Source organism: Streptomyces javensis (genome assembly GCF_039525925.1).
Taxonomy (GTDB): Bacteria; Actinomycetota; Actinomycetes; order Streptomycetales; family Streptomycetaceae; genus Streptomyces; species Streptomyces asiaticus.
This window is the reverse complement of record NZ_BAAAIF010000011.1, coordinates 1-16,277: the sequence shown is the minus strand read 5'-3', so window position 1 is coordinate 16,277 and position 16,277 is coordinate 1. Positions and strand designations below refer to the sequence as shown.

Below are 16,277 nucleotides of genomic sequence, written 5' to 3'. Positions count from 1 at the left end.
AGGCACGCAAGGCACGCAAGGAGCACCACCCCATGAACGACGAGGTTCTGCGGGCCGCCGACGCCCTGGTGGCGGCGTTCGGCGAAGGCCGCCTCGACGACTACTTCGGAGCGTTCGCGCCCGACGCCACATTCGTCTTCCACACCACCTCCGAACGGCTCGGCTCCACCGCGGACTACCGGGCCCTGTGGGACCGCTGGGTCGCGGAGGACGACTTCCGCGTCCTGTCCTGCGTCTCCACCGACCGGCTGGTCCAACTCCTCGGCGACAGCGCGGTGTTCACCCACCTGGTGGAGACCACGGTGAGCACCACGGCCGGTGTGGAGACCACCCACGAGCGCGAGACCATCGTCTTCCGCCGCCAGACCCACGGCCACTGGCTGGCCGTGCACGAACACCTCTCGGCAGCGCCCGGCACGACGACCCCCACGGCCACGGCCACGACGACCCCCACGGCTACGACGACGGCCACGATCACGGAAACGGAACGATGAGCGAGCTTCTCGTACTGCGCAACCACATCGATGGCGAGTACACCGACGCCGCCGACGGCGGCCGCCTGGAGATCACCGACCCCGTCACCGGCGAGGTGTACGCCACCTCGCCCCGGTCCGGCGCCGCCGACGTCGACGCCGCGATGGCCGCCGCCGCGGCGGCCTTCCCCGCCTGGCGCGACGCCACCCCGTCCACCCGGCAGAAGCTGCTGCTGAAGATCGCGGACGCCGTCGAGACGCGGGCGGAGGAGATCGCGGACGCGGAGTGCCGCAACACCGGAAAGCCGCGCGCCCTCACCCTCACCGAGGAGATCGCGCCGATCGTCGACCAGATCCGGTTCTTCGCCGGCGCCGCGCGTCTGCTGGAGGGCCGGTCGGCCGGCGAGTACATGGAGGGCCTGACCTCGATCATCCGGCGTGAGCCGATCGGGGTGTGTGCCCAGGTCGCGCCGTGGAACTACCCGCTGATGATGGGCGTCTGGAAGTTCGCCCCGGCCCTCGCCGCGGGCAACACCGTCGTCCTCAAGCCGTCGGACACCACCCCGGCGTCCACCGTGCTGCTCGCGGGCATCATCGGCGACATCCTCGAGGAGATGGGCCTCCCGGCCGGAATCCTCAATGTGGTGTGCGGCGACCGCGAGACCGGCCGGCTGATGGTCGAGCACCCCACCCCGGCGATGGCGGCGATCACCGGCTCGGTGCGCGCGGGCATGCAGGTCGCGGCCTCGGCGGCGAAGGACATCAAGCGGGTCCACCTCGAACTGGGCGGCAAGGCCCCGGCGGTGGTCTTCGAGGACGCGGATATCGCGGCGGCCGTCGAGGGCATCTCCCTCGCCGGGTTCTTCAACGCGGGACAGGACTGCACCGCGGCCACGCGTGTCCTCGTCCACGAGTCGATCCACGACGCGTTCGTGAGCGCGCTCGCCAAGGCCGCCGCCGCGATCAGGACCGGCGGTGACATCGACGACGAGGACGTGCTGTACGGGCCGTTGAACAACGCGGGCCAGCTGGCCCAGGTCACCGGCTTCATCGACCGGCTGCCCGCACACGCCACCGTGGAGACGGGTGGCCACCGCGTCGGCGACAAGGGCTTCTTCTACGCGCCCACCGTGGTCTCCGGGCTCGAGCAGGACGACGAGATCATCCAGAACGAGGTCTTCGGCCCGGTCATCACCGTGCAGTCCTTCCGCGACGAGGCCGAGGCCGTCGCCTTCGCCAACGGCGTGGAGTACGCGCTGGCGTCCTCGGTGTGGACCAAGGACCACGCCCGCGCGATGCGGATGTCCAAGGCCCTGGACTTCGGCTGCGTCTGGATCAACACCCATATGATCCTCGCCGCCGAGATGCCGCACGGCGGCTACAAGAAGTCCGGCTACGGCAAGGACCTCTCCGCGTACGGCTTCGAGGACTACACCCGCGTCAAGCACGTCATGACGGCCCTCTGAACAACCGCCGCCACTCCGGCGTGTCATCACCGCGCCGCCGACCCGGCGCGGTGATGACACGCCCGGTGCCGTACGTGCGTAGCCTGTTGCGACATGAGCGAGATGACACTGCGCCGGGCCCAAGTCTCCGACCACGGGACGATCGTCGAGTGCGTGCGGGAGTGGTGGGGCGACTCACGCACCCCCGATCAGGCGCGTGAGCTTTCCATGCTGCTGCCCAGGCTGTTTCTCCAGTTCTTCGCCGGCACCAGCCTGGTGCTGGAGGACGGCGACGGCGTCAAGGCGTTCCTTGTGGGCTTCCACGCCGCGGACAACGACCACGAGGCGTACATCCACTTCGTCGGGGTGGCGCCCGAGCTGCGCGGGCAGGGCGTGGGCCGCAGGCTCTACACGGCGTTCTTCGAGCGCGCCGCCGAGGCGGGCCGCCGTGAGGTGCACGCCATCACCTCGCCCCTGAACACCGGGTCCGTGGCCTTCCACCGGGCCATGGGGTTCATGCTCGAGGAGGGCGACCGCGAGGTCAACGGCCTTCCCGTGCACGGCGATTACGACGGCCCCGGGCAGCACCGGGTGTGCTTCCGCCGACAGATCGCCGTCCATCCCCGATCTGACTGAGGACGAGAGGGCTTGACGGTGGTGGGGTGCTGCTCTACACCGGTATGGGAGCGCTCCCATGAGCTCCCGTGACGAGTTCCACGACCAGGGCGTCCGCACCCGTTCCACGGGCGCCCACGGACCGAACCTCATGGACCGCCGAAAGGAAAGCGCATGGCACGCACCAGACGTCCGCTCGCCGCCCTGATCCCCTTGGTCGCATTCCTCGCCGTTCTCGTCCCGCTCGGCGCCGGCCCGGCCCACGCCGAGTCCAACGGCGGGGTGAAGGTCATGCCGCTGGGCGACTCGATCACCGACGGGTTCAACGTCCCGGGCGGTTACCGCGTCGGCCTGTGGCAGAAGCTCACGGCCGGCCGTTACAAAGTCGACTTCGTCGGCTCGCTCTTCAACGGCCCGTCCGGCCTCGGCGATCACGACCACGAGGGCCACTCCGGCTGGACGATCCAGCAGATCGACGACAACGTCGTGAACTGGTTGCGCACCCAGAACCCGCACACGATCCTGCTGCACATCGGGACCAACGACATCTACGGCAGCAACCCCGCCGGTGCGCCGGCCAGGCTCTCCACGCTGATCGACCACATCACCGCCCAGGCGCCGAGCGCGGAGCTCTTCGTCGCCACCATCACCCCGCTGGGCTTCCTGGACTCGACGGTACGGGCGTACAACGCGGCGATACCCGGCATCGTGCAGAGCAAGGTCAACGCGGGCAAGCGCGTCCATCTGGTTGACATGTACAGCGCATTAACGCCCGCGGACCTGGCCGACGGGGTGCACCCCAACGCCGGTGGCTACGACAAGATGGCCGACGTCTGGTGGCGGGCGCTGCGGGCGGTACCGGGCAGCATCGGCAACCCCGCGCTCGCCGCCACCGGGTCCGGGGCGCACGGCAACGGGTCGGCCGCACGGGCGGCATGAGCCGCTCCTTCACCGTCACAGCGCAGGAAGGACCGCCATATGCACGGCACGCCCGTTGAAACCACGCACACGCCCCGGCGCCGCCCGAGGACACCGAGGTCGATGGCCGCGGCGTTACTCGGCGGCGTACTGCCGCTGCTCGCCACACTGCTCCTGCTGGCGCCGCCGCCCGCCGCGGCCGCCTCGCTCACCGAGGTCACGGGCTTCGGCAACAACCCGAGCAACCTCCGCATGCACGAGTACGTGCCGAACAACGTCGCGGCACGGCCCGCCGTCCTCGTGGCGGTGCACTACTGCACCGGCTCGGGGCCCGCGTTCTACTCCGGTACCGAGTTCGCCTCCCTGGCCGACCGGTACGGCTTCATCGTCATCTACCCCTCCGCCACCAGAAGCGGCGCCTGCTTCGACGTCTCCTCCCCGCAGGCGCTGCGGCACGACGGCGGCAGCGACCCGGTGGGCATCGTCTCGATGGTCCGCTACGCCCAGCAGCGCCACAACGCCGACCCCGACCGGGTGTACGTCACCGGCGCCTCGTCGGGCGCCATGATGACCAACGTCCTGCTGGGCGACTACCCGGATGTGTTCAAGGCGGGCGCGGCCTTCGCGGGCGTGCCCTTCGGCTGCTTCGCCACCACCGACGGATCCGGCTGGAACACCGCCTGCGCCAACGGCACCATCACCAAGACACCGCAGGCGTGGGGCGATCTCGCGCGCGGGGCCTACCCCGGTTACCAGGGCGCCAGGCCGAGGATGCAACTGTGGCACGGCACCGCGGACGGCACCCTGCGCTATCCGAACTTCGGCGAGGAGATCAAGCAGTGGACCAATGTGCTCGGGGTGAGCCAGACCCCCGTCTTCACGGACCATCCGCAGCCCTCCTGGACCCGCACCCGCTACGGCGCCACGGGCAACCAGGCCCCCGTCGAGGCGATCAGCGTTCAGGGCACCGGACACTCCCTCCCGACCGCCGGAATGGCCGCACGGGCCATCACCTTCTTCGGCCTGGACGCCGGATGACCCGCTGACGGACCGGAAACACGAAGAACGAGCCGACACGAAGAACCGGTCGACACCATGCTGAGAAAGGCGCCTCGGGGCCCGCGAAACCGGCCCCTAGGCGGCCTTCCGCGGGCATGTGGGCGGCCGGTGTCCATCGCTGCGGACAACTCCTCCGCCGCCTCGCCCTCGGCCCCGCCGTCGGCACTCCATACCCTTGCCACACATCCTCTGAGCTGGTATTTCGCTGGGTCCGTGGCTATGTTTCACCCCTTGGGAAAGGGGAGCGCGTGGACCGGAACATCCGCACGGTGGACGACGTCTTGAGGCTTCTGGACGGCCTCTTCGCACCGGAGGCCGACCGCTGGACGGCCGACGGTGCCTCGTGGTGGGACGATTTCTACGCGGACCGCGCCAAGTCCGTGCCGTTCTTCGTGGCGAAGCCCGATGAGCATCTGGTGTCCTACCTCGACCGTGGCCTGATCGTCCCGGGCCGGGCCCTCGACCTGGGGTGCGGCCCCGGCCGTAACGCCCTCCACCTCGCCTCCCAGGGGTTCACGGTGGACGCCGTCGACCTCTCGCCCACGGCCATCTCCTGGGCCGAGGAGCGTGCCCATGAGGCCGGGGCCGACATCCGGTTCCACTGCGGCGACGCCTTCGCCCTCACCGCCCGCGAGTTGGCCGGGCCGTACGACCTGATCTGCGACTCCGGCTGCTTCCACCATCTGCCACCGCACCGCCGGATCAGCTACCTCGCGCTCCTCGAACGTGCCCTGGCCCCCGGCGGCCATCTCGCCCTCACCTGCTTCGCGGCGGGCGCGATGGGTTCCGAACTGCCCGACGCGGCCTTCTACCGTCAATCCGCGCTCCACGGTGGCCTCGCCTACACAGCGGATTCCCTGCGCTGGATCTTCTCCGAGCTGACCGAGATCGAGCTGCGCCGCATGCACGACGAGCCGTCCGGCTCCCCGCTCTTCGGGGAGCCGTTCCTGTGGACGGCCCTCTTCCGCCGCCCGAAGGAGGCCGGGGAGCACGGCGGCCCGAGGTGGCGCTGACGATCAGCGGGCCGGAGCGGGGTCCGACACCGAGACATCGGCCGAGGCATCCCCGAGGCCGGCGTTCCACCGCTGGTCGTCGCGGTCCTCGGCCGAGCGCAGCTCGACCTCGCTGTCGGGGTCGTCGCCGCCCGGGGTGACCGCGAAGTCGGGTGCGATATGGGGGCGGATGACCCCGTTGCGATCGACCGCGAACCGCAGGTTCTCGCCGTTGTCGCCGTCGGCGGACGAGCACGGCCAGATGCCCACACCCCGGTCGGTGTCCCCGCGCGAGTCCAGACAGAAGTCGGGATCGGCCTCGGTGTGCAGCAGCCCCTCCGGGTCCAGCCGCCACCGCTGGGTGTCGCTCCCGCTGCACTGGGCCAGGATGGCGTCCGTGCGCTTCTCCACCTGCTGGTCGCGGATGTCCAGACAGAGCCCGGAGGCGGCGTTGATCACCACCGTGAAGCTGTCGTCCGGGATCGGGGCGGAGGGCGCGGGGGCGGTGTTCGGGGGAGTGGTGGCGGGGGCGGTCGTGGGCGGTTGGGTCATGCCGCCGGGGTTCGGCGGGCGCTGTGGCCTCTTCGTCGGAGTCGGCGGATCCGTCGTCGGCTCCGGTGAGGGAGCCGACGGTGTGGCCGTGGGCGCAGGGGTGTTCGCGCGGCCGGCCGGGGCCATGTCGTCCCCGTCGGACACCAGGAGGGCGACGGTGAGTGCCACCACCGCCACGGCCGCCACCGCTACCAGCGCGGCTGTCACGGGCGGCCGGGAGCCGATCCGGGTCCGTCGGCGCCAACCTTCCGTGGATTCACGGTCCATTGGCACGTTCGCCGCGACTCCGGCGGGTCCCATCGATGGATACGGCGGCGGGGGAGTGGGGACCGAAGGGGGCTCCGGCCGCGGCGGTTCCGCGGGCGACGGCGGCGCCGCCCCCGCCGGGGGCACAATGCCGACCGGTTCCGCCGTGACATAGGGCGTCCCGCCCCACCCCAGGAGCCCGTCGGCGATCACGGGTCGGGGGTCCTCGTCCATCCGCAGCAGTTCGCCGTACACCCCGGCACACGAAAGGCAGCCGGAGAGATGGCGGTCCAGGTCGTCGCAGCGCCGGGGGTTGTCCGGCCGTACGGCCGCCTCGATGAGGCCGCGGAACCCCTGACACGTCTGTTCGCCGCCACGCTCCAGATGGGTCCGCAGCCATGCCTCGCGCAGCGCGCCCTGTGCCGTCTCCCGGAGCGTGGGGACGGTGTGCGGCGCCACGCCCGCGAACGTGGCCACCACCGTGTCGGGCTCCTCCTCCACCACGCTGTACCAGAGCACGTCGCGGGTGCGCGCCGAGAGGGTGAGGAAGCCGCCGAGCATGGCCGAACGCTCCCCGGGCCTCGGGAGCCCGGCCGCACCGCCCGTGGCGGTACCGGAGCGGCCGAGCCACTCGGCGAAGGCGGGATCCAGCCGCTCCCCCCGGCTGCCCTCCGCCCAGGTGGCGGCCACCCGCTGGACCAGCAGCAGCAGATGGTGGCGCCACGGCCCCCAGGGATCGATACCCCGGCAGGTCTCCTGCGCGGCGAGGCCGAAGGACAGTTCGGCGAGCTGGCCGGCGTCGGCCTGGGTCCTGCCGCAGAGCAGGGCGTAGGACAGCACCGCCGGAAGGTGGCGCCTCCTCAGTTCCTGGGTGGCGGGGAGGGCGGTCGGCGCGCCGGAGCGGATCCGTTCGGTGAGCTCCGTGTCGGACAGTCGGGCGTACGACCGCTGCCCGGTGGTGGCATCGGGTTCGGTTCCGTGCGGGTCGGTCACCCTCACCACTCCTCGCGTCACCGACAGTGAGACGAGTGCCCATAGTGGTGGAGGGCACGGGTGCGGGTAAAGGTATCCGCCAGTAACTCCCCTGAGGCGACAATTCTTTACCGGTCGGTTGGCTACCGACGGGTTGGTTACCGACGGGTTGGCTACCGGCCGGTGGTGAAGCGGCCGACGAGTTCGCGTTTGAGCACCTTGCCGCTGGGGCCCAGGGGGAAGGCGTCGATGAACTCCACCCGGCGGGGGTACTTGTGCCCGGCGAGCCGTTCCCTCGCCCACGCCACGATCCCGGAGCCGAGTGCCGCGTCCGGGGCCGTCCCGGGGCGTGGCCGCACCACGGCGCACACCTCCTCGCCGTACACCTCGTCGGGCAGCCCGATGACGGCCACCTGGGCGATGGCCGGGTGGCGCATCAGAGCGTCCTCCACCTCGCGCGGGTAGACGTTGTAACCGCCGCGCACCACCAGGTCCTTCTTGCGGTCCACGAGGGTGAGGTAGCCCTCCGCGTCCTTGGTGCCGAGGTCGCCCGAGCGGAACCACCCGTCGACCAGCACCTCGGCCGTGGCCTCCGGGCGGTTGAGGTATCCGGCCATCACATTGTGGCCACGGATGACGATCTCACCGACCGCGCCCGCCGGCAGCAGCTCGACGCGGTCCTCCACGTCGGCCGCCGCGATCTCCGCCTCGACGCCCCAGATCGGGCGCCCCACCGTCCCAGGTTTACAGGGCCACGCCCTCTGGTTGTAGGCGACCACCGGTGAGGCCTCGGTCAGTCCGTACCCCTCGTAGATGGGGCAGCCGAAGACCTCCTGGAAGTCCTCGAGCACCTTCACCGGAAGCGCCGAGCCCCCGGAGAAGGCGCGGTCGAGGGCGGGGCGGCGGGGGTCCTCGGCGGCGGCGTCGAGGAGGGCCAGATACATGGTGGGCACGCCCATGAAGACGGTGCACCCCTCGGTGACCATCAGGTCCAGCGCCCGGGGGCCGTCGAACCGGTCCATCAGCACCATCGTGCCGCCCGCCAGGAAGGTGGTGCCCATCCCGCAGGTCTGCCCGAAGGTGTGGAACAGGGGCAGACAGCCGAGCAGCACATCGTCGGGGCCCAGGTCGAACGGCGAGCGCATCGTGGTGCTCACGTTCATCACCAGGTTCAAGTGGGTGATCATCGCGCCCTTGGGATGGCCGGTGGTGCCCGAGGTGTACAGGACCACGGCGAGGTCGCCCGGCTCGCGCGGGGCGCAGCGCTCGATGGGCTCGGTGCCTCCGGCGAGGGCGTCCAGGCGCGGACGGCCGCCGTCGTGCTCCTCCAGCACGGTGACCACCGGAACCCCGGCCACCTCCGCGCCCTTGGCGCCCTGGGTGAGCATCGGCGCCCCGCACACCAGCACCTTCGACCCCGAGTCGCGGAGCACATGGACGATCTCGTCGGCGCGCAGCAGGCCGTGCACCGGGACCGCCACGGCGCCGAGCGCCAGCACTCCGTAGTACACCATCGGGAAGTGCGGGGTGTTCGGCAGCAGCAGCGCCACCCGGTCGCCGGGGCCGATGCCCTGGTCGCGCAGTACGGCGGCGTACCGCCGGGTGGCGTCCCACAGCTCGCGGTAGGTGATCCGCCGCGAGCCGAAGACGAGCGCGGGGTGGTCCGGGCGCCGCAGTGCGGACTCGGCGAGCACCGCCGCCGCGGTGAGCGTCATGCCCCGGCCCGCTGGGCGGCCAGCCGCTGCTTGTCCGGCTTGCCCGCACCGGTCAGCGGAAGGTCGTCATGGAAGGTGATGGCGGCCGGCACATGCTTGGGCGAGAGCTCACCGGACACATGGTCGAGCAGTGAGGTGAAGTCCGCGGCGCCACCGGTCCTGAGCACCACGGCGGCGTGGATGTGCTCCACCCGGTCCCCGTCGGCCACTCCGTACACCGCGGCCTGGGCCACATCGGGGTGGGTCAGCAGCGCGTTCTCGACGGCGGTGGGATGGACCTTGATCCCGTTGGTCTTCATCACCTCGCCCACCCGTCCGTGCAGCCGCACATAGCCGCGCTCGTCGAGGGAGCCGAGGTCACCGGTGTACACCCAGCCGTCGCGTACGGTCTCCGCGGTCAGCTCCGGCTCGCGCCAGTAGCCGAGCATGTTGAACGGCGATCGTACGCAGATCTCGCCGACCTCGCCCACCGGCAGCTCGCGCTCGTCCTCCAGGTCGCGGATGCGCACCTCGGCGGTCAGCCGGCCGGCGGTGAACCGCAGTTCGGGGTCGAAGTGGTCCGGCGGGGCGAGCACGCTGATCCCGCTGGTCTCGGTGGTGCCGTAGAACTGGAGCAGCACCGGGCCGAACACCTCGACCGCCTCGGCCAGCCGGGCCGGGGCGGCGGGGCAGCCCCCGTAGGAGATGATCTGGATGCTCGACAGATCGGTGTCCTTGATGGTGGGGTGGTCCACCAGCATGTACAGCTGCGGAGGGGTGAGGGTGAGCGCGGACACCCGGTGGCGCTCCACCGCGTCGAGCACCGCGCTCGCGTCGAAGCCCTCGTGCAGCACCACCGTGCCACCGGAGGCGAGGGCGAGATCGGCGCCGGAGCCGTTGGAGTGGCTCACCGGCAGCGTGGACAGATAGGTGATCGGGCCGGGTGCCTCAAGTCCCGCCCGCAGATAGAGAGTTCGGACCCGGAAGGGGAGTGTCACCCCCTTCGGGCTGCCACTGGTGCCACTGGTGAACAGGACCACGGCCGGACGCTCGGGGTCGGTCTCCACGACCGTCAGATCGAAGGCGTCCGCGTCGCCCGTGGTCAGATCCAGCACATCGGGGCCGAGGGAGCCCAGCGCGGCGAGCCGGGGCGGCTCCGGCAGACGCTCGCACAGCTCCCGGGCCAGGCCCAGGTTCTCCTCGTCCACGGCGAGGAACGTCGCGCCGGTCTTCCTCAGGATCTCGTGGCGCTCGCGGGTGGCCAGCTGATCGGTGGGGTCCACCGCGTTGGTGGAGTGCAGATGGACCACCGTGGCACCGATCAGGTTCGCCGCATAGCGGAGAATGATGGTGGCCGGGGTGTTGGCGACGGTCAGCACGGCCACGACCGGAATTTCTTCCTCCGCTGTGTGGCGGCGCAGCAATTCCGCCGCCGCGACCACGGTCCGGGTGAACTCACCGGCGGTGAACCGCTCATCGTCGCGGAGCAGGGCAACCCGCTCCGAATCGGCTGATAGAGCCTCGAGGACCCGTCGGACGTAATTGTCGGTCGGAGACATCGAAACTCCAGTTCGCCGTGTGCCGTTGAGTTCAAGGTGCCGTTTCCCGCTGAAGGATGACACCCTGCCCCCGGCGTGGCAACCTTCTTCCAACCACCCGTCAGTTTCCTGCCGTGAAACCGGGTCGGATGTGCGGAGGTTGCCTTTTGGCATACCGATTGACGGCCTACCGCATGTAGATTGGCGTCGGCGGGGGGTCGCTACGGCTCATCCCGCTTTCTGCGCGATCCCCAAGCAGCCCAAAAGCGAAGTGAGTGGACGTGACGACCCAATATCTGGACCTGTTTTCGCGCCTCACCGAAGGTTCTGACGGTGGAAAGCGGGAGTTCCTGGAGATCGGACGGCTCGCCGGTCAGTTCCCCGCCGCCAGCGTCACCGGCGTCGAGGACACCTCCCGGATCAGCGTCTGGTGCAGCAATGACTACCTCGGCATGGGCCAGCACCCCGCTGTGCTGGAGGCCATGAAGGAAGCCGTCGACGAGTACGGGGCGGGCGCCGGCGGCTCGCGCAACATCGGCGGCACCAACCACTGCCATGTTCTGCTGGAGAAGGAGCTCAGCGCGCTCCACGGCAAGGACGACGCGCTGCTGTTCACCTCCGGCTACACCGCCAACGACGGCGCGCTGTCCGTCATCGCGGGCCGCATGGAGGGGTGCGTCGTCTTCTCCGACGCGCTGAACCACGCCTCCATCATCGACGGCCTGCGCCACAGCGGCGCCCAGAAGCGGATCTTCCGGCACAACGACACCGCGCACCTCGAGGAGCTGCTCGCGGCCGCCGACCCCGACGCGCCCAAGCTGATCGTCACCGAGTCGGTCTACTCGATGAACGGCGATATCGCGCCACTCGCGGAGATCGCCGACATCGCCGAGCGCCATGGTGCCATGACCTTCCTCGACGAGGTGCACGCGGTGGGCATGTACGGCCCGCAGGGCGCGGGCATCGCGGCGCGCGAGGGGCTGGCCGACCGGTTTACCGTCATCATGGGCACCCTGGCCAAGGGTTTTGGCACCAACGGCGGATACATCGTGGGCCCGGCGGAGGTGATCGAGGCGGTGCGGATGTTCTCCCGCTCCTTCATCTTCACCACCGCGATGCCGCCCGCCGTGGCCGCCGCCGCCCTCGCCGCCGTCCGCCATCTGCGCTCCTCGGAGGCCGAAAGGGAGCGGTTGTGGGCAAACGCACAGTTGATGCACCGGATGCTGAAGGAGCGCCGGATCCCCTTCATCTCCGACCGCACCCACATCGTGTCCGTGCTGGTGCGGAACGACGCCCTGTGCAAGCGCATGTCCACGGCCCTGCTGGAGCGGCACGGCATCTATGTGCAGGCGATCAACGCGCCCAGCGTACGGGCCGGCGAGGAGATCCTGCGGGTGGCCCCCGGAGCCGTGCATTCCACCTCCGACGTGGAGATGTTCGTCAAGGCCCTTGACCAGGTCTGGGAGGAGCTCGGCGGCCCCCGCGAGGATGCCGAAATGCGGTTGCGCAATGGGGTCGGCCGGGGTTAGGCAAAGGTGGCGCAAGGCGTGTCGATCTTGCTTGACACGCCTTGGCGGCGAGATGTTTGATGAGCGAACGCGAACAGCTGGGCGATTCTTGAGACCCGCTAGCGGAACGGGGATCTCGGGGGAGCAGTTCATGGGGTGCCGCGGCGATGCGGCATGCTTTGGCCCGGTGCGAACGGGCGGAAACGGGGGTTTCGGGGTGACGCTTGCGTATGTCCTCGACGGTGGTATGAACGATCAGCCGGGAGCCGGCGCAGAGCTGTATGAACTCTTTCCGAGTGTGCAGCACACCTATCAACGAATCGCCGAGTGGACGGGTATCGACGTCCAGCGGATATTCGAAGAAGAACGGCAGCCCGGACAGGAGCACCGACAAGGGATCGGTGCCATTCGTCAGGCCGCGGCCGTATTAGGAATTGCGGATGTTCTCGCCGAGGAATACGGCATAACACCGGCCGCCGTATGCGGGCTGAGTTTCGGCGCACTGGTCGGCGCCACTCTCGCCGGAGCCGTGGAGCGTCAGGATCTCTTCACCCTTCTGATGCGATTGCGGGAAGTACCCCCGCCGGCCGCGGACAACGGCCCACAGGCCGTCGCCATGCTGCGGATCCCCTACGAAACCGCCACCGGCGACCTGCTCGCCGGCGTCCCCGATGTGTATCTCTCCGCCGACCTCGGGAAGGTCGGCACGGGACAGGAGCGCATGGTGCTGCTGGGCGGCTACCGCTCCGCGCTCCAGGAGTTCGGCTCGGGGTTCCCGGCCGGTGCGCTGCATGTGTCCGACGACCACGGCGCGGCGTTCCACTCGCCGCTCCAGCAGCACATCAGCGACTTCCTCGAGCCCACGCTGGAGGCCATGACCTTCCATGACCCACGGGTGCCCGTGCACTCGTGCATGGAGCGCAAGGCCCTCACCACCGCCGAGGAGATCCGCGATCTCTTCCGCCGCAACCCCACCGCGCCCGTGAGTGTCCCGCACATGATCGGCGGACTGGAGGACGGCGGCACCGAACTGGGTCTGGTGCTCGGCCCCGCCGCGTTCGGCACCTTCCAGAGCGCGGCGTTCCCCGTGGTCCACGTGGAATCCCCGGACCATGTCTTCGAGGCGATGACCGCGGTCTACGACTTCGGCATCGAACTGCCCTCCACGGAAGCGGGGGTGACCCGGTGAAGGACGTGACCGAGCAGATCGACCAGTGGCTGTCGCAGGACATCGACGCCTGGACCCGCCGGGTCGTACGCCGCCACTTCGACCCCGACACCGGCACCCCGTACTGGCTCAAGCGCGCCGCCGAACTCGCCATCGACCCACGGGACATCACCCGCCACGACGAGCTGTCCGCGTTCGGCCCGATGCCACTGGGCGACCTGCGCACCCTGGACCCCGCCGAGCTCGTGCCCCAGGCCGTGCCCCGGCCCCTGACCGGCCGGGTCTGGGACTCCGGAGGCACCACCGGCAACCCCTGCCGGGTGTTCTACACCGAGCCGATGCTCGAGCACCGCGCCGCCTGGCGGCGCTGGGTGATCGAGCGCGAGGGATTCGAACCGGGCCGCACCTGGCTCCAGGCCACCCCCACCGGACCGCATCTCATCGGACACGGCGCGGTGGACCTGGCCGACCTCTACGACGGCCGGGTGTACGGCATCGACTTCGACCCGCGCTGGGTCAAGCGGCTGCTCCGCGACGGCAGACTGAAGGACGCCCAGGAGTACACGGCCCACATCACCGAGCAGATCGCCGCGGTCCTGGAGCACCAGCCGGTCGACTACCTCGTCACCACCCCGGCCCTGTTGCAGGCACTGATCAAGGCGCGGCCCGAACTGGTGGCGCGGCTGAAGGGCGTACGGCTCAGCGGAACACACGCCACCCCCGCCATGCGCAGATCCTTCCACAAGGCCCTGGGCGGCGGACTGGTCGTCGTCACCTACGCCAACACCTTCGGCAACACCGTGGGCCTGCCCGTGGAGGATGACGGCGCCCTCATGCCGTACCTGCCGAACTACCCGCAGGTGACCATGGCGGTCGTCGACAAGGACGACTGGTCCAAGGTGGTCGGATACGGCGAACAGGGCCAGGTCAGGCTGACCGTCCTGCACGACGACCTCTTCCTGCCCAATGTGCTCGAGCGCGACCTCGCGGTGCGGTACGACACGGGCCCGGAATGGCCGTGTGACGGCGTCGCCAACGTCAAGCCACTTCAGGTCGTGCGATCGGCGCCGGAAGGCATCTACTAGGCCCCGCCCAGACCCACAAGACATCCACGAAGCCCGGGGAACACGGTCCACGCATCACGGACCGCGGGCCACCGGCCACGGGACATGAGCACCCCGCGTGGCATCCGCCACGCGGGAGGGTTCCGCCCGCCCACGTCCCGTCCGTTCCCCGCCCGCTTCGCCAGCTCGTTCTCCTGTCCCGCTGTCCTGCCCGGACGCGGCGCAGACCTTCGCGTTGCGCTGGTGTGCGCCGGGCGTCCCACGTTCCTGGATCCAGGGAGTCACGCTCATGAAGGGTTCCGACGGCACCGCGCCGAGCACGACGGACGCGCCGATCGCGGTCGTCGGACTGTCCTGCCGCCTCCCCGGAGCACCCGACCCCGCCACCTTCCGGCAACTGCTCCGCGACGGCGCCGACGCCATCACGGAGGCCCCGGAAGGACGCTGGGACGCGGACACCGGTGCCCCCCGGCGGGGCGGATTCCTGGACCGGGACCGGATCGACCACTTCGACGCCGCCTTCTTCGGCATCTCGCCACGCGAGGCCGCGGCCATGGACCCCCAGCAGCGACTGACCCTGGAACTGACCTGGGAGGCCCTCGAAGACGCCGGAATCGTTCCGGACCGGCTCCGCGACAGCCGCACCGGCGTGTACATCGGCGTGATCGCGGACGACTACGCCACGCTGATCCGGCGGAGCGGCCCGGAGGCCATCGACCGGCACAGCTTCACCGGACTCCACCGCGGCATCATCGCCAACCGCGTCTCCTACCACCTCGGACTGCGCGGCCCCAGCCTCACCCTCGACGCCGGACAGGCGTCCTCGCTGGCCGCCATCCACCTGGCCTGCGAAAGCATCCGCCGCGGCGAGACATCCATCGCCATCGCCGGCGGCGTCCACCTCAACCTCGCCCCCGAGAGCGGCGTCAGCGCCGCCCGGTTCGGCGGGCTCTCACCGGACGGCGTCACCTACGCCTTCGACGCCCGCGCCAACGGCTTCGTACGCGGCGAGGGCGGCGGCGCCGTCGTCCTGAGGCCCCTCGCGGACGCCCTCGCCGACGGGGACCCCGTGTACTGCGTCATCCGGGGCAGCGCACTCAACAACGACGGTGGCGGGGACCACCTCACCACCCCCCACCAGGAGGCCCAGGAGGACCTCCTGCGCCGTGCCTACCGGCAGGCCGGAGTCGACCCGGCCCGTGTCCAGTACGTGGAACTCCACGGCACCGGTACGAAGGTCGGCGACCCGATCGAGGCGGCGGCGCTGGGCGCGGTCCTGGGCGCGGCACGGCGGCCCACCGACGCCCCGCTGCTGGTGGGGTCGGCCAAGACCAACGTGGGCCATCTGGAGGGCGCGGCGGGTGTCGTCGGCTTCATCAAGACGGCCCTGGGGCTCAAGCACGGCGAGCTCTTCCCCAGCCTCAACTTCCGGACGCCCCACCCTGACATTCCGCTGGATCGGCTGAAGCTGCGGGTGCAGACGGCATCCGAGGCGTGGCTCGCGGACGCGGCGGGGAGGCGGGAGGCGTTGACCGCCGGGGTGAGTTCGTTCGGAGTGGGCGGGACGAACTGCCATGTGGTGCTGTCCGGGCCACCGGAGCCTGCGGTGGCCCGGGACGTGGCGAAAGCTGAGGGGAAGGACGCTCCGGTCCCTATCCCGTGGGTGGTGTCGGGGCGCTCCGAGGCGGCGTTGCGGGGGCAGGCGGGTCAGCTGGCGACGTACGTGGGGGAGCGGGCGGAGCTCTCGGTCGGGGACGTCGGGTTCTCCCTGGCGACGACGCGTAGTGCGTTTGAGCATCGTGCGGTGGTGTTGGGGTCCGATCGTGGGGCTTTGGTTGAGGGTTTGGGTGCGGTGGTTGAGGGTGGGGGTGCTCCGGGGTTGGTGCGGGGTGTGGTTGTGGGTGGTGATGGTCGTGCGGTGTTGGTGTTTCCGGGGCAGGGGTCGCAGTGGGTGGGGATGGCGGCGGGGTTGTTGGAGTCGTCGCCGGTGTTCGCGGAGCGGTTGGGTGAGTGTGCGGCGGCGTTGGGGCCGT

General features: G+C 70.3%; 12 protein-coding genes and 1 pseudogene. 10 read left to right on the top strand and 3 right to left on the bottom strand.

The window, feature by feature from the left end:
- Positions 1 to 32 precede the first annotated feature (32 nt).
- The 6 genes and pseudogenes from ABD329_RS12805 to ABD329_RS12780 all read left to right on the top strand — a co-directional run bounded on the left by ABD329_RS12805 (position 33) and on the right by ABD329_RS12780 (position 5,523).
- Positions 33 to 494: a YybH family protein gene (locus tag ABD329_RS12805; protein ID WP_246619015.1), complete on the top strand. Its 462-nt coding sequence runs from the start codon at positions 33 to 35 to the stop codon at positions 492 to 494.
- Entirely contained in the window at positions 491 to 1,939 is a 1,449-nt protein-coding gene (locus ABD329_RS12800) for a gamma-aminobutyraldehyde dehydrogenase (protein WP_198280920.1), read from the top strand. The genes ABD329_RS12805 and ABD329_RS12800 overlap by 4 nt, the downstream gene beginning before the upstream one ends.
- 93 nt (positions 1,940 to 2,032) lie before the next feature.
- Complete coding sequence (locus tag ABD329_RS12795) at positions 2,033 to 2,554, top strand: GNAT family N-acetyltransferase (RefSeq protein ID WP_198280921.1); 522 nt, start codon at positions 2,033 to 2,035, stop codon at positions 2,552 to 2,554.
- Positions 2,555 to 2,707: 153 nt separating this feature from the next.
- On the top strand, positions 2,708 to 3,472 hold the full coding sequence (locus ABD329_RS12790; RefSeq protein ID WP_198280922.1) for an SGNH/GDSL hydrolase family protein: 765 nt from the start codon (positions 2,708 to 2,710) through the stop codon (positions 3,470 to 3,472).
- A gap of 39 nt (positions 3,473 to 3,511) precedes the next feature.
- Positions 3,512 to 4,486: pseudogene (locus ABD329_RS12785) on the top strand (extracellular catalytic domain type 1 short-chain-length polyhydroxyalkanoate depolymerase); the annotation flags it as partial.
- A 272-nt stretch (positions 4,487 to 4,758) separates the two neighbouring features.
- The gene (locus tag ABD329_RS12780) at positions 4,759 to 5,523 is read left to right on the top strand and encodes a class I SAM-dependent methyltransferase (protein ID WP_198280924.1); all 765 of its coding nucleotides are present in this window, start codon (positions 4,759 to 4,761) and stop codon (positions 5,521 to 5,523) included.
- 3 nt (positions 5,524 to 5,526) lie between these two features.
- On the opposite strand, the gene ABD329_RS12775 is transcribed toward ABD329_RS12780, so the two are convergent.
- The 3 genes from ABD329_RS12775 to ABD329_RS12765 all read right to left on the bottom strand — a co-directional run bounded on the left by ABD329_RS12775 (position 5,527) and on the right by ABD329_RS12765 (position 10,525).
- Positions 5,527 to 7,293, bottom strand: coding sequence for a ricin-type beta-trefoil lectin domain protein (locus ABD329_RS12775; protein ID WP_344316364.1), 1,767 nt, complete (start codon positions 7,291 to 7,293; stop codon positions 5,527 to 5,529).
- Between the two features lie 152 nt (positions 7,294 to 7,445).
- Positions 7,446 to 8,987, bottom strand: a complete 1,542-nt coding sequence (locus tag ABD329_RS12770) for a long-chain-fatty-acid--CoA ligase (protein ID WP_198279696.1) — start codon at positions 8,985 to 8,987, stop codon at positions 7,446 to 7,448.
- Positions 8,984 to 10,525, bottom strand: coding sequence for a class I adenylate-forming enzyme family protein (locus ABD329_RS12765; RefSeq protein WP_198279695.1), 1,542 nt, complete (start codon positions 10,523 to 10,525; stop codon positions 8,984 to 8,986). The genes ABD329_RS12770 and ABD329_RS12765 overlap by 4 nt, the downstream gene beginning before the upstream one ends.
- Positions 10,526 to 10,785: 260 nt before the next feature.
- On the opposite strand from ABD329_RS12765, the gene hemA reads away from it, so the two are divergent.
- The 4 genes from hemA to ABD329_RS12745 all read left to right on the top strand — a co-directional run.
- Positions 10,786 to 12,033: a 5-aminolevulinate synthase gene (hemA, locus tag ABD329_RS12760; protein WP_309142846.1), complete on the top strand. Its 1,248-nt coding sequence runs from the start codon at positions 10,786 to 10,788 to the stop codon at positions 12,031 to 12,033.
- A gap of 277 nt (positions 12,034 to 12,310) precedes the next feature.
- Positions 12,311 to 13,201 (top strand): ACP S-malonyltransferase, encoded by an 891-nt coding sequence (locus tag ABD329_RS12755; RefSeq protein ID WP_344316363.1) that lies wholly within the window; start codon positions 12,311 to 12,313, stop codon positions 13,199 to 13,201.
- Positions 13,198 to 14,265, top strand: coding sequence for an arylcarboxylate reductase (locus ABD329_RS12750; RefSeq protein WP_198279692.1), 1,068 nt, complete (start codon positions 13,198 to 13,200; stop codon positions 14,263 to 14,265). Before ABD329_RS12755 ends, ABD329_RS12750 begins: the two co-directional genes overlap by 4 nt.
- Before the next feature lie 268 nt (positions 14,266 to 14,533).
- Positions 14,534 to 16,277 (top strand): type I polyketide synthase (locus ABD329_RS12745; protein ID WP_344316362.1); only part of this gene is annotated, 1,744 nt, incomplete at its 3' end.